Here is a 13,796-nt window from a genome sequence, read left to right as displayed (position 1 = left end):
TTTAATTAAGGGTGCTTTTCTTTTTTTTAGGCTTTATTTCATTTTCTTGACTATTTTGCTTTTTAAGCTTTTCACTAGGGAGTCGGTTCTCGCTTTTCACAGAAAGAATTTTTAAGAGGTTATTCATTGACATAAGATGTGCAAAAATCCATCCTAGAAAACCATTTTTATGCAATTTAGCAAGTTGGTGAGCAAATAGTTTGTTAAGTTTTTCTTCATCAACCATCCAAAAGTCTTCTAATTGCGCTGATACTCCTTTGTCATTCTTTACATTAATCGATTTTTGACATAAAAGATTCATTTCTACAAGAGTATCGATAAATTCAGCGGTTTTTTCCATACTGATTTTAAAACTTTCGAGAAAGTTAATACATTCTTCCATAAAGGGTGCAATAGATCCGTCTGAATTGAAAAGATCTTTTCCTGAGATTTCATTAAACATACCTGATTGTTGATCAAAGCAAACAGAGAGTTCTTTTTCATTTTGCATTTTTGCAAGAACAAAAGGATAACGACGCACAAAAGCAGGAATATAAGTATCTTTTTTCCACTGTTTATCGGCAGAAATGTAATCATTGTCGTTATTAGAAAGACCTACGAGTGCAACGGATGTATAATGGCGTTTTTTCTGTTCATCTTGTGCACTCATAAATAGAATAGGATAATCTATAGCGGCTTGGAAATATTCAGCACTGGCTAAAGGAATCCAATGGGTACCCTGTGCAAAAGACATATCACCTGGTGGGGTAAATTTGAGGTTTTTATGAGTAACTTTGTTAAGTGGAATAACGTTTTTATAAAATAACATGACATTTGCCATAACAATCCTCCTTATGATTAATTCCTATTTTGTCACCAAAATGAACTTTTTTAGAAGATTTTATGTGGCAACAATATCGAATGCGAATTACAGGATAAATGAGATCTTTAAGTTTATAATGATTCTTTCTTTTTAATAAGGAAAAAAATTTAATAATAAGAAGTGTAATGGAAAAATTATGAAAAAGAAAGTATATCTTGCCATTATTGGTGCAGCGCATGGAATTAAGGGAGATGTTTTTATTAAAGCATTAAGTACTAAGCCTCATAGTTTAAAAGGTTATAGTGTTTTTTATGATGAAACAGGGCGTTCTTATGAAGTTGTTACATTTCGTGTACAAAAGAATAATGCAATTATACATTTTAAAGGAATAGAAGAGCGTAGTGCTGCAGAAGCTTTAAGGGGGATCAAACTTTATGTTGAAAGAAGTCAATTGGCCGATGATTTGGTTGAAGATGAATTTTATCAAATAGATTTGATAGGTCTCTGTGTTTATAATTGTGCAAAACAACTTCTAGGCAAAGTGAGTGGTTTCTTTAATTTTGGTGCTGGTGATTTAATGGAAATACAGTTGGTTTCTGGTAAAAAGGTTCTTATTTCTTTTAGCAAGGCAGTTGTCCCAAAAATTTGTGTTTCTTCTGGTTTTCTTATTGTGGATCCAATAGCTGCTGGTTTGTCTCATGGTTAAGAGTAATGTGCATAGATAAGGAAGAGATGAAGGTTTATCAATATGGGATTTCATGCACGTATTTTAACACTTTATCCTGAAATGTTTCCAGGAATTTTAGGATATTCTTTAGCAGGACGGGCTTTAAAGCAAGGAATATGGTCACTAAATACATTACAAATTCGAGATTTCACTTTAGATAAACACCATAGTGTTGATGATACACCAGCTGGTGGTGGTGCAGGGATGGTAATGCGCGCTGATGTACTAGCAGCAGCAATTGATAGTTGTCCATTGGATACACCAAGATTATTACTCAGTCCACGTGGACGACCTTTTGATCAAGCTTATGCGCGTTCTTTAGCGGTTGGGTCAGGGGTAACACTGATTTGTGGGCGTTTTGAGGGGGTAGATGAGCGTATCATTGAGGCACGGCAATTAGAAGAGATTTCTATTGGTGATTATATTCTTTCAGGAGGAGAAGTTGCTTCTCTTGTTTTGTTGGATGCAATTATACGGCTTTTACCCGGTGTGATAGGCAATAAGATTTCTGCAGAGTGTGAAAGTTTTGAAAATGGTTTACTTGAGTATCCACAATATACACGTCCTCTTGTTTTTGAAGGACGAAGCATTCCTTCGGTTCTAACATCGGGTCATCATAAAGCTATTGCTGATTGGCGGCGAGAACAAGCTGAATTGCTCACGCATCGACGTCGTCCTGATCTTTATGCTCTTTATAATAAAAAACATCAGAAAGCTTGATTTATCTCAAAAAATAATATACTAGTAAAACGATTTTCTTCAAAGAAATTTTCTGTATATTCTAAGTTTAAGTGTGTATCCCGAAATTAAGTAATGGTGTATTCGCTTTCTATATCCGACATAGCCTAAAGAATATTTTAAAATTTTTTGGTGAGGGTTGAGTGCTCTAATTGTTCGAAGAGAACACGAAGGATAAAAAGATGAATATTATAGCACAGCTTGAGGCTGAACAGTGCGCAAAAATTGAAGCAAAACGTCAACTTCCTATATTTCAGGTTGGTGATACAGTCCGTGTGATGGTTCGTGTGACAGAGGGTACACGGACTCGTATTCAGGCTTATGAAGGAATTTGTATCGCTCGTTCAGGAGGTGGTTTAAATGAAACTTTTACAGTACGCAAAATTTCTTATGGCGAAGGAGTTGAACGTGTATTTCCAGTTTATTCTCCTTTAATTGAAGGTGTTGAGCTTGTTCGTCGGGGAAAGTTCGTCGTGCAAAGCTATACTACCTCCGTGGTCTCAGAGGGAAAGCAGCGCGTATCGCTGAAAAGAGAGAGTCCCGTAAAAAAGATGAAAAAAGTGCCCCAAAAATAGAAGAGATAGTTATTGCGGACAATGTTGTCTCAGAGTGAATTGCTTAGTATTTATATGAATCAGATTTATTAAACAATGCAACTGTAAGGCTGCTTTTTTATTTTAATAGTTAAGATAAAAAAAGGATAAAAATGCCTCTTTTATTTTTTATTATTATTTTCTCATGAAAAAGAACATTTACAGAAGAATGTATTTTGTGAAAATAGAAAACTTAAGAATTTTTAATGAGAGATTATACTAAGATAGATAAAAATTTAATATTTTCAGCGACAATAATTTAAATTTAAGCTCAAATTTTAGAAGAGCGCATGATGCATATAGCAGGCGAAGGGTCTTATCAGTTTTTACTCAATAAAGTTGGTAAGGGCATAAATGTTCGATATTGGATTATAAAGAACGGCTAATTTGTCATAAAACCTTAAAAAAATGCATTTTTAAAAAGTCACAATCATACTTATTATAAAATATACCTGCTGATCTTAAGTAAGAGTAGAGTGAAATATATGTAAAAAATATATTTATATTTAAGAAATGATGTTAAACCTTTGACGTGAAGATAAAATTGTATTAAACAAAGAAAGTTTTATAGTCTATGGCTGTATAACAAATCGGTTTTTTTATGCGCGACCTTTAATCCGTCATTTTAATAACCGACCTGTAATGTTAGTTCCTTAGGACTGAACAAGTTGAAATAATCGTGCACTGAATAATTTTGCGTGGATTTCCTCGTAGTAGTAAAGTTGCAGTGAAAGCCAGGTCAGGATGTTTTTATGATAGAGACAACCACAACAAAAGATCGCCCTCGTTCTCCTCATCTGAGTGTTTATCGTTGGTCAATTACTATGGCAATTTCGATAGCACATCGTATCACTGGTATAGTGCTGTATTTTGGAATGTGTTTTTTGGCTCTTTGGTTAGTTTCAATTGCTTGTGGTGCTGATACGTTCAAAATGGTTAACCAGATTTATAGATCTTTTCCTGGGCTTTGTCTTTTATTTTTCTATACATTGGCTGGAGTTCATCATATGGTTGGATGTATTCGCCATATTGTTTGGAATATGAATCCTCGTTGTTTAGCCAAAGAAAAAGCAACCTCAACTGCTTGGGCTACAGTTTTTATTTCTCTTATTGTCACAATTGCAATTTGGATCATTGGGTATGGTGTTGTTTAGCTAGGTGTAGAAAAAATGGAAAAAGATTTGCGAACAGAACTTGGAAAAGTGCGTGGCTTCGGCAGTGCACATACGGGAACAGAGCATTTTTGGTTAGAGAATCTGGTAAGTTTTGCTAATGTGCTTCTTTGGACATTTTTTATTATTCTTGTTATGTCATGCGTGGGAAAGGATTACAGTGTTGTTTATTCGAGATTTTCACATCCCATAGTTGCAGTTTTGATGGGGTTGATTATTTTTTCAAGTCTTTATTACATGAAACTTGGTATGCAGGTCGTTATTGAAGATTATATTCCAAATGAAGGTATGCGAATATTCTTTTTAGTATTGAATATTTTATTTTGTTTTCTTCTGGGCAGTATAATGATGTTTGCCCTTTTAAAAATCGCATTAGGGGCTTAACAATATGGTGAGTGCAATATCATCTCTAGGTGCTAGAGTGGGGCGTGCTGCGTATAGCTATGTAGATCATAAATTTGATGTTGTAGTTATTGGTGCTGGGGGAGCTGGTTTACGTGCAACCCTTGGTATGGCTGAGCAAGGCTTGAGAACAGCATGTATCACAAAAGTTTTTCCAACTCGATCACACACAGTTGCAGCGCAAGGCGGTATTGCAGCATCTTTGTCAAATATGGGGCCTGATAATTGGCAATGGCATTTATATGATACGGTGAAAGGATCTGATTGGCTTGGCGATACCGATGCAATGGAATATTTAGTGCGAAATGCACCGGCAGCTGTTTATGAGTTAGAACATTATGGGGTTCCTTTTTCGCGTACGCAAGAAGGGAAAATTTATCAACGTCCTTTTGGTGGTCATACCACAGAGTTTGGTGAAGGCCCACCAGTCCAACGCACTTGTGCGGCCGCTGATCGTACTGGTCATGCGATTTTGCATACGCTTTATGGGCAAAGCCTTAAGCATAACGCACAGTTTTTTATCGAATATTTCGCACTTGATTTGGTTATGACAGATGGTGTGTGTACAGGGGTTGTGGCTTGGAATCTTGATGATGGTACAATTCATCGTTTTTCTGCGAAGATGGTTGTTCTCGCAACTGGCGGTTATGGGCGGGCTTATTTTTCAGCAACATCAGCTCATACATGTACAGGTGATGGTGGCGGGATGATTGCACGGGCTGGGTTACCACTTCAGGATATGGAATTTGTTCAATTTCACCCTACAGGTATTTATGGTTCGGGTTGTTTAATCACAGAAGGTGCACGTGGTGAAGGTGGCTATTTAGTTAATTCTGAAGGTGAGCGCTTTATGGAACGTTATGCACCATCTTTTAAGGATTTAGCTTCACGCGATTTGGTTTCACGTTGTATAACACTTGAAATTCGAGAAGGGCGTGGTGTTGGTGCGAAAAAAGATCATATTCATTTGGTGCTCAATCATATTGATCCCGCTATATTGCATGAACGTTTACCAGGGATTTCTGAATCAGCCCGAATTTTCGCAGGGGTTGACTTGACCAAAGAGCCAATTCCTGTTTTGCCAACAGTTCATTATAATATGGGTGGTATTCCTACTAACTACTATGGGGAAGTTTTAAATCCAACAACTGATTCTCCTGATCGTGTTCAACCAGGTTTGATGGCCGTTGGTGAGGCAGGATGTGCATCTGTTCATGGTGCTAATCGTTTAGGATCAAATTCATTGATTGATTTAGTGGTTTTTGGACGTGCTGCTGCAATTCGTGCAGGAGAAGTCATAGATCGCAATGCAGAGATTCCAGTTCTTAATGAAGCAGCAGTTGATGAAATTATAGCACGTTTTGACCGTTTACGCTTTGCTCAAGGACAGGTCCCAACAGCTATGCTGCGTGAAAAAATGCAGCGTGCGATGCAAGAGGATGCTGCGGTATTCCGTACGGCAGATTCTTTAGAACAAGGATGTCAACGGATAAGTAAAATTTGGGATGAACTTTCTGACCTTAAAGTAACAGACCGTTCACTTATTTGGAATTCTGATTTAGTGGAAACATTAGAGCTTGAAAATTTGATGGCAAATGCAATTACGACTGTTTATTCTGCAGCTGCTCGTTTGGAAAGTCGTGGTGCTCATGCACGAGAAGATTATCCAGAGCGTGATGATAACAATTGGCGTCGTCATACACTTTCGCATCTATCACAGGATGGAAAGGTGACATTATCATATCGTCCTGTTCATGTTGATCCATTAACGCCTGAAGAGGATGGTGGTATAGATTTAAAGCGTATTATGCCTAAGAAGCGCGTTTATTAAGGGGAAAGTGAGTTATGGTACAAATTAGGCTTCCCAAAAATTCTCAAGTTAAAACTGGAAAAGTTTGGCCTAAACCTGAAGGTGCTACGCACTTAACAGAATTTCATATTTATCGTTGGTCACCTGATGATGAGGAAAATCCTCATCTTGATACTTATTATGTGGATCGTTCAGCTTGTGGCCCGATGATTCTTGATGGACTTCTATTTATTAAGAATCATATTGATCCAACTTTAACACTTCGTCGATCATGTCGTGAGGGTATTTGCGGTTCATGTGCGATGAATATTGATGGAACCAATACATTAGCTTGTACTAAAGGCATGGATGATGTTAAACATCCAATTAAAGTGTATCCACTTCCTTCTATGCCTATTATAAAAGATTTGGTTCCTGATTTAAAGCATTTTTATGCACAGCATCGTACTATTGAGCCTTGGCTAAAAACTGTTTCTCCTAAACCTGCAAAAGAATGGCTACAAAGTTATACTGATCGTCAGAAAATTGATGGTCTTTATGAGTGTATCCTTTGTGCATGCTGTCAAACGTCGTGCCCAAGTTATTGGTGGAACGGCGATCGTTATTTAGGGCCTGCTGTTTTACTGCAGGCTTATCGCTGGATTGTTGATTCTCGTGATGAAATGAGCGGTGAACGCCTTGATAATTTAGAAGATCCTTTTCGGCTTTATCGGTGTCACACGATTATGAACTGTGCACAAACTTGCCCGAAAGGCTTAAATCCAGCTAAGGCGATTGCTGAAATTAAAAAGCTTATGGTTGAACGACGTCTTTGAAGGTTGATCAGCTAAAATAGAAAACAAGTGCGTGCTAGTAGCTAGCATATGTGTATTTTGAAAGTAGATAAGGTAGACGAGGCGTAAGTGTAAAGTCTTTTCTGTAAGTTTATTCTTTTCGAATTGGTTATCGGGAGTTTGCAAAAGATTGTCATTATACCATTGATTGCTAGTTAAGCTTTGCATTTGTTAAAAATGATATGCTGAAGCCCTAGATTTTATAGCTTAATTTGTATTTGAAACTATGTTTATAGTGAAATCTGCTTTAGTTTGTTGAGATTCTCTCAGATTGTTTTGATTTTTGAAGAAAGAAAGTATTGCTGATTGTGCTTGCTGGACTCTTTTGCTCTAAACAATAATGTTGTATCAATTACATTGAAATACGTTAATCGTATAATACACTAGCCTATTAAATTTTCAGGTTTGAGGATTAACATTCTATATGCGAATGTTGTATATAATATTGGCGTTTATAGAATAACGTTCTTATTTTAGAATGTTTTTCTCTTTGGTTGGATGGTGAGATACAATCATCTCTGTGTTTTATACAGTAGTCCTAAGGGATTGGGGTATTCGTATCGCTTTATATCCTCTCATTTTGTGAGGATCGCGTACTTTTTATGTTATTTTATTTTAATTTTTCAAGTGTTTAATTTTTAAGCGCATGACTACTTTTAACTATTCTTTCATTTGCTTTAGCTTCTGTCTTCGCTCATTCTATAATTTCTACTCATTATCCCAGGTTTGTGTAAATAGTGCTCTTTTAAAAAAAGATCGGTGATATTGATTTCATGCATATTGATAATTTTAAGGATTTTTCGCTGTGCATTTCACTTGTCTTTGTTTCAGCAGTTTTGTATCGATTCGAGCACGTATTTCCCTGTTTATTAGGGATCATATTTTGAGGATTATACACTTTTATTCCCCTTGCTAAAAAGAATTATGGTTAGTCATATTTAAATATAATCACAGCTCATTCTTAAATTGTCTTTTAATTTTTTATCAAAATTTCGATAGTGATAGCTATGAAGATACATTTTGATTGGTGTTAATTTCATTTTTTAAAATTTTGTCTATTCACGCTTGTCCAAAAGCTTTTGAAGTTGTGACTATTACGGTATAAAAATGATTTATATCGTGGATTTCTTATTCTATTTTATTGTTGAGCTATAAAAGTATTTGGTCATTTTTTCGTAAAAATTGCAATTTAATCCCAGGAATTATTATTTTAAATATGTGTAAAGAATATAGACTTTATAATTTTAGATAAAATAGAGTGTTTTCTGTTTACATATAGAGGATTTAAGGAGTTTATTTTAAGTTTTTAGAGTGGGAGCCCGCGGAGAAGACGTGGTGCATTAGAGGTGAGTCCAGCAGCTTCTTGAATAAAATATTTTTTTATTTTTGGCATTTGATTAATAAGCCCAAGGCCAACATCGCGAAATAAGCGCAAAAGTAAGATATCATTTGAAAAAAGTCTATTGATCCAGTCATTACTGAGGGCCGTTCGTACAGTCTCAAAACGCCGCCAACTTTGATAACGCTCGAGAGTTGTCATTGATCCGATATCAAGACCCAATCGTATTGTTTCGATGATGACTTCGGCTAAAGCAGCACTGTCGCGTAGTCCTAGATTAAGCCCTTGTCCTGCAATGGGGTGGATTGTATGGGCGGCGTCTCCTACGAGAGCAAAACGAGGTTTGATGTAATGATTTGCTAAAGAAAGGACTAGGGGAAATGCTTGGCGTTCGCCATTCCAAGAAAGTTTTCCAAATTGGTGACCAATACGTTTTTCAATTTCTGCTTCAAAGATTAAAGCGTCGGCTTTAAGATAATATTGTGCGGTGTGGTGTTTTTCATTCCATACGATAGCTAATCGGTTCCCTTTGAGAGGTAGGAGAGCAAAAGGTCCAGCAGGGAAAAAATGTTGGACTGCTTGACCATGGTGCGATTTTTCATGTTCGATAATGCATGTAATTGCTGTTTGTATATAAGGATGAGAAAAGCTTTTAAGACCCGCTTTTTCGCGTAGTGTAGTGTGTGCTCCACTAGCTGCAACCAGCAATTTTGTTTGCCAAATTTCTTTATTACTTAAAGTGATGGTTGTATGCTGGTTTTCTTGATGAAAATGAACGACAGTGGTCTTTTCGATAAAAGAAATATGCAAATCTTTTGCACGTTGTTTTAATGCACTGATGAGCCTTTTATTTTCAACCATATTCGCAAAAGGCTCGTTAGGTGTTATATCTCCTTCAAAGGTTAAAAGAGTTTGTTTGATTGGATCATCGAGGCGTGCGTCGGTGATGATTATTGAATGAATAGGTTGAGCGTGAGGTTTGATATGTTTCCAGCACTGTAGTTGTTCAAGCATACGAATAGAAGCGGCAGAAAGAGCAAATGCTTGTGTATTTTTTTTAGATGTGCTGCTTTGGGAAGTGGCATCAACGACATTTATTCTTAGTTCAGGGGCGGCATGTTTGAGAGCTACGGCAAGAGCTAAGCCAACAGCTGCACCGCCTGCAATAATAAGATCACATTGTTTTATTTTTTGATCGGTGTAGGAAGTCACTCTGTTTCTTTCCTTTGTGGTCAGTTTATTTAGTCTTAGATGATATAGCCATTGACCTTATTATCACTTTTTATGAAGTCTTAAAGAGAAATTGTTGTATTTATATAGGTTAAAACTGTATTAATATTTTTTATGTTACAAACTTTAGATATAACTCTTGTGTTAAGAGTTTTATGTTCGGGATTGATGAATGCATCAGGGTTCTTCTCTTTATGATTTGCCAAAAAAGCCAGAATATCGCAATTCTCATTTTATTGAAATATTTTTACAACAAATAGGGGTTTTGATTGGGCTTAGTCTTCTAGGGCTTTTGGTTTTTTGTATCTTAGCTTTAGCAACATGGAATTTTGCAGATCCATCATTGACTTACGCTAATAACAATGAGATCACAAATTTTATGGGGTGGCCTGGTGCGGTTTTTTCAGATCTTGCTATGCAACTTTTTGGTTTGGCAAGTCTTGGTATTTTGTTGCCTCCATTATTTTGGTCGCTTTTGTTACTTGCACAAAAAAGCATCCATAATTTTATTTTTCGCCTTTTTTTATGGTTGGTTTCAATAATTTTGTTTACAATTGCATTTGCTTTAATGACCCCTGTTGCCTCTTTTACCAATTGGCCATTGCCGATTGGTTTTGGAGGTGTTTGGGGAGATAAGATTTTAAATGTTATTTCTTTATTTTTATTTTCTTTTTCTTCGTCGGTAGAGAGCGTGTTGTGCGGTGTTGCTATAACATTTGTTAGTTTTGTAATGGCTGTTTTTGCTGGCAATGTAGTATGGCGACGTCAGATCGATACAAATGAAAGCGATCCAGTGCGTGTGGATCCAATTTTTGAGACATTAGAAAATGAAGAGTATTCTAATAATGAAGTCCATAGCAGTTTTTTCTCTACAGCTTTTGGAGCAGTTTTGCATTTTCTTTATTTTTTACAAGCCCGTTTTGAGCGTTTTTTTTCGTTCATGAGTTGGTTTAGAAAAACGGAAAATTCATTTGATCGAATTGAGCCGGTTTTTTTAAATGAAAAAACAAATTTTCAGGAGTTCCAAAATAAAGCTGTTTCTGCTTCTGATAACTACATGTTAAAGGCTTCAAAAGCACGTTCAAAGTATCGTTTTACCCTTCCACTGTTAGATTATCTTGCTATTCCTTCATCAGCAGTAAAAAATATGCGACTTTCTCCTGCTACTTTAAAAGCCAATTCTCAGGAACTTAAAAATATTTTATTAGATTTTGGGGTTAAGGGAGAGATTATTGACGCACGTCCTGGTCCAGTTGTAACTTTGTATGAATTTGAGCCGGCTGCTGGTATTAAATCTTCTCGTATTATTGGGTTAGCAGATGATATCGCTCGCTCTATGCGTTCTATTTCAGCACGTGTTGCTGTGGTTCCAGGACGTAATGTTATTGGAATAGAATTACCTAACGCATCTCGTGAAATAGTTTATTTACGAGAAATTTTACAGGCGCGGGAATTTTTTGATACCGAAGCAAAATTAGGTCTTGCATTGGGTAAAACAATAGGGGGTGAAACAGTTGTTGCAGATTTAACGAAAATGCCTCATCTTTTAGTGGCAGGTACGACAGGATCAGGTAAATCTGTTGCTATTAATACAATGATTTTGTCTCTTCTTTATCGTTTAACACCTGAGCAATGTCGATTAATCATGGTCGATCCTAAAATGCTCGAGCTTTCGATTTATGATGGTATTCCTCATTTATTGACGCCTGTGGTGACAGATCCTAAAAAAGCAGTCATTGCTCTTAAATGGGCTGTTCGTGAAATGGAAGAACGTTACAGCAAAATGTCAAAAGTTAATGTTCGCAATATTGATGGATTTAATGCTCGCTTAAAAGAAGCACAAAAACAGGGTGAAGTATTAACACGGACGGTTCAAATCGGATTTGATCAAAAGACTGGCGAACCGTTGTATGAAACAGAAACCCTCGATTTAAATCCTTTACCTTATATTGTTGTTATTATTGATGAAATGGCAGATCTCATGATGGTTGCTGGTAAGGAGATTGAGGGAGCTGTGCAACGTTTAGCACAAATGGCGCGTGCTGCTGGTATTCATGTCATTATGGCAACACAACGTCCTTCGGTTGATGTTATTACGGGAACAATTAAAGCTAATTTCCCTACACGCATTTCTTTTGCTGTCAGTTCAAAAATTGATAGTCGGACAATTTTGGGGGAACAAGGAGCGGAACAATTATTAGGGCAAGGGGATATGCTTTTCATGATGGGAGGGGGACGTATTCAACGTATTCATGGGCCTTTTGTAGCAGATGATGAAGTTGAACAGGTTGTCGCACACCTGAAAGAACAAGCAAGGCCTGATTATTTAGAGGCTATCACACAAGAAGTTTCAGATCGTGAAAGTGATGTTTCATCTGTTTCTTCCTTAGAAGATGAGCCTTATAGAAAGGCTGTGATGGTGGTTCTGCGTGATCGTAAAGCTTCAACTTCTTATATTCAGCGTCGTTTGAGTATTGGCTATAATCGTGCTGCTTTATTAATTGAGCGGATGGAGGAAGAAGGAATTATTAGCCCAGCTAATCATGCAGGAAAACGAGAAATTTTGGTGCCTGCTACAGAAGAACCATTTAAATAAAGTTTTTAAAGCATATTTTTAGAAAGTTCTTATCATCTGTTGCCTATAAAAAATCAATAGAGTATGATGAGCACATGAGGAGCGTTGTGTATGAGGGGTTATTTTTTTTCGTTGAGAAGAATAGTTAGTGTTATTTTGTTATTTTTTCTGTTGAGTAGTCCTGCTTTTTCGCAGTCAGCGAAGCAGTTAGCTCGGGCTCAGAATATTATTAATCGTTTTGCAGCTATCAAAACAATGACAGGTGATTTTATTCAATTTAGTCCAAAGGGAAAAATAACTAAAGGAACATTTTATTTGGAGCGTCCAGGGAAAATTCGTTTTAGTTACAAAGGAGTGCCATTGCAGATTATCGCAGATGGTAAATCTGTAGGAATTAATAATCGTGCTTTAAATACATGGAGTTTTTATCGCTTGTCTCAAACACCAATGAAATTTTTATTAGGTAATACGATTAATTTATCATCAGAAAATTTGTTAGCATTTCGAGAAGATCCGAAAACAGTTGTGATTATTTTACGGGATAAAACGATTGGAAAAGGACAGATAAAGATAATCTTTGATTCTCAAAGTTATGCATTGCGGCAATGGGCAATTCTTGATCAACAAAATTTAGAAACAACTATTCAAATCATGAATGTGCGCACAAACGTTAGATTTTCTAATGAAATGTTCGTAATTCCTTATAAAAATACTGTTACGAAGTCAGAATAACAATTAATGCTTTTTCGTATCGCTACTTGGAATATTAATTCTATTCGTCTCCGCCTTTCTCAGGTCCTTCAGTATTTGGATATTTTTTCTGTGGATATGTTATGCTTACAAGAAATAAAATGTCCAGATGATTTATTTCCACGTCAATTTTTTGAAGCGGCAGGTTATCAGCATATCGCATTGAGCGGTCAAAAATCTTATCATGGTGTAGCGATTATTTCTCGTTTGCCTTTTGTCAGTATTGAAAGGCGTTTCTTTTGTCAAAAGGAGGATTGTCGTCACCTTTCAGTTATTATTGAACTTCATGGGAGAAGAATTCGAATTCATAATTTTTATGTTCCTGCTGGTGGTGATGAACCTGATGTAAACAAGAATGAAAAATTTCGTTATAAACTCGATTTTTTAGAAGAAATGTCTTCTATTCGTTCGGATCAGGGAGATGGTTTAGCGTCTCTTTTGTTGGGTGATCTTAATATTGCTCCTTTGCCAGAGGATGTCTGGTCTCATAAGCAATTATTGAAGGTTGTTAGTCATACGCCGATTGAGACAGAGCGTTTACAAGCTTTATGTTGTGAAGGTGGATGGGTTGACTTGATGCGGATGAAATTTCCAATTCCTACCAAGCTTTATACGTGGTGGAGTTATCGTGCACGCGATTGGGCACTTGCTGATCGCGGTCGGCGGCTTGATCATATCTGGTCTTCACCAAATTTAGTGCCTTTCGTTAAAGAACTTGCAATTTTTCGTGAAGCACGGGGATGGCCTCAAGCTTCAGATCATGTTCCAGTACAAACTTTATTTGATTTTTCAGGCGATTTAAAATAAGCATCGAATGAAGAAGTC

Annotated in this window: 11 protein-coding genes and 1 pseudogene; 10 read left to right on the top strand and 2 right to left on the bottom strand. The window is 36.6% G+C overall.

Features of this window, described 5'->3' with window-relative positions; translation table 11 throughout:
- Position 1: 1 nt before the first annotated feature.
- Positions 2-820: a SapC family protein gene (locus BAR153v2_RS06260; RefSeq protein ID WP_078680759.1), complete on the bottom strand. Its 819-nt coding sequence runs from the start codon at positions 818-820 to the stop codon at positions 2-4.
- A gap of 178 nt (positions 821-998) precedes the next feature.
- Between BAR153v2_RS06260 and rimM the strand changes: the two genes are divergently transcribed.
- From rimM to BAR153v2_RS06225, 7 genes and pseudogenes are all read left to right on the top strand, one after another.
- On the top strand, positions 999-1,508 hold the full coding sequence (gene rimM / locus BAR153v2_RS06255; protein WP_078680758.1) for a ribosome maturation factor RimM: 510 nt from the start codon (positions 999-1,001) through the stop codon (positions 1,506-1,508).
- A 42-nt stretch (positions 1,509-1,550) separates the two neighbouring features.
- On the top strand, positions 1,551-2,249 hold the full coding sequence (trmD, locus tag BAR153v2_RS06250) for a tRNA (guanosine(37)-N1)-methyltransferase TrmD (RefSeq protein WP_078680757.1): 699 nt from the start codon (positions 1,551-1,553) through the stop codon (positions 2,247-2,249).
- 200 nt (positions 2,250-2,449) lie between these two features.
- Positions 2,450-2,880, top strand: a pseudogene (gene rplS / locus BAR153v2_RS06245) (50S ribosomal protein L19).
- A gap of 732 nt (positions 2,881-3,612) precedes the next feature.
- Entirely contained in the window at positions 3,613-4,014 is a 402-nt protein-coding gene (gene sdhC / locus BAR153v2_RS06240; RefSeq protein ID WP_078680756.1) for a succinate dehydrogenase, cytochrome b556 subunit, read from the top strand.
- A 15-nt stretch (positions 4,015-4,029) separates the two neighbouring features.
- Entirely contained in the window at positions 4,030-4,416 is a 387-nt protein-coding gene (sdhD, locus tag BAR153v2_RS06235; protein WP_078680755.1) for a succinate dehydrogenase, hydrophobic membrane anchor protein, read from the top strand.
- Positions 4,417-4,420: 4 nt separating this feature from the next.
- On the top strand, positions 4,421-6,265 hold the full coding sequence (gene sdhA / locus BAR153v2_RS06230; protein WP_078680754.1) for a succinate dehydrogenase flavoprotein subunit: 1,845 nt from the start codon (positions 4,421-4,423) through the stop codon (positions 6,263-6,265).
- 14 nt (positions 6,266-6,279) lie between these two features.
- On the top strand, positions 6,280-7,059 hold the full coding sequence (locus BAR153v2_RS06225) for a succinate dehydrogenase iron-sulfur subunit (protein WP_078680753.1): 780 nt from the start codon (positions 6,280-6,282) through the stop codon (positions 7,057-7,059).
- 1,324 nt (positions 7,060-8,383) lie between these two features.
- Here BAR153v2_RS06225 and BAR153v2_RS06220 read toward each other — a convergent pair.
- On the bottom strand, positions 8,384-9,628 hold the full coding sequence (locus BAR153v2_RS06220; RefSeq protein ID WP_078680752.1) for a ubiquinone biosynthesis hydroxylase: 1,245 nt from the start codon (positions 9,626-9,628) through the stop codon (positions 8,384-8,386).
- Between the two features lie 190 nt (positions 9,629-9,818).
- Between BAR153v2_RS06220 and BAR153v2_RS06215 the strand changes: the two genes are divergently transcribed.
- The 3 genes from BAR153v2_RS06215 (at position 9,819) to BAR153v2_RS06205 (ending at position 13,778) form a co-directional block, all read left to right on the top strand.
- Complete coding sequence (locus BAR153v2_RS06215; protein WP_078680751.1) at positions 9,819-12,242, top strand: DNA translocase FtsK 4TM domain-containing protein; 2,424 nt, start codon at positions 9,819-9,821, stop codon at positions 12,240-12,242.
- Positions 12,243-12,332: 90 nt separating this feature from the next.
- Complete coding sequence (locus BAR153v2_RS06210; RefSeq protein ID WP_078680750.1) at positions 12,333-12,953, top strand: outer membrane lipoprotein carrier protein LolA; 621 nt, start codon at positions 12,333-12,335, stop codon at positions 12,951-12,953.
- A 6-nt stretch (positions 12,954-12,959) separates the two neighbouring features.
- Positions 12,960-13,778, top strand: a complete 819-nt coding sequence (locus tag BAR153v2_RS06205) for an exodeoxyribonuclease III (protein WP_078680749.1) — start codon at positions 12,960-12,962, stop codon at positions 13,776-13,778.
- Positions 13,779-13,796 lie beyond the last annotated feature (18 nt).

It is taken from the genome of Bartonella sp. AR 15-3 (genome assembly GCF_002022445.1).
GTDB lineage: Bacteria > Pseudomonadota > Alphaproteobacteria > Rhizobiales > Rhizobiaceae > Bartonella.
The sequence above is the reverse complement of the archived record's forward strand: the minus strand, read 5'-3'. Positions and strand labels throughout refer to the sequence as shown.

Bases quoted from the DNA above. Each gene is read 5' to 3' on its own strand.
- BAR153v2_RS06260 (WP_078680759.1), bottom strand. From the start codon at position 820: ATGGCAAATGTCATGTTATTTTATAAAAACGTTATTCCACTTAACAAA.
- rimM (WP_078680758.1), top strand. From the start codon at position 999: ATGAAAAAGAAAGTATATCTTGCCATTATTGGTGCAGCGCATGGAATT.
- trmD (WP_078680757.1), top strand. From the start codon at position 1,551: ATGGGATTTCATGCACGTATTTTAACACTTTATCCTGAAATGTTTCCA.
- sdhC (WP_078680756.1), top strand. From the start codon at position 3,613: ATGATAGAGACAACCACAACAAAAGATCGCCCTCGTTCTCCTCATCTG.
- sdhD (WP_078680755.1), top strand. From the start codon at position 4,030: ATGGAAAAAGATTTGCGAACAGAACTTGGAAAAGTGCGTGGCTTCGGC.
- sdhA (WP_078680754.1), top strand. From the start codon at position 4,421: ATGGTGAGTGCAATATCATCTCTAGGTGCTAGAGTGGGGCGTGCTGCG.
- BAR153v2_RS06225 (WP_078680753.1), top strand. From the start codon at position 6,280: ATGGTACAAATTAGGCTTCCCAAAAATTCTCAAGTTAAAACTGGAAAA.
- BAR153v2_RS06215 (WP_078680751.1), top strand. From the start codon at position 9,819: ATGCATCAGGGTTCTTCTCTTTATGATTTGCCAAAAAAGCCAGAATAT.
- BAR153v2_RS06210 (WP_078680750.1), top strand. From the start codon at position 12,333: ATGAGGGGTTATTTTTTTTCGTTGAGAAGAATAGTTAGTGTTATTTTG.
- BAR153v2_RS06205 (WP_078680749.1), top strand. From the start codon at position 12,960: ATGCTTTTTCGTATCGCTACTTGGAATATTAATTCTATTCGTCTCCGC.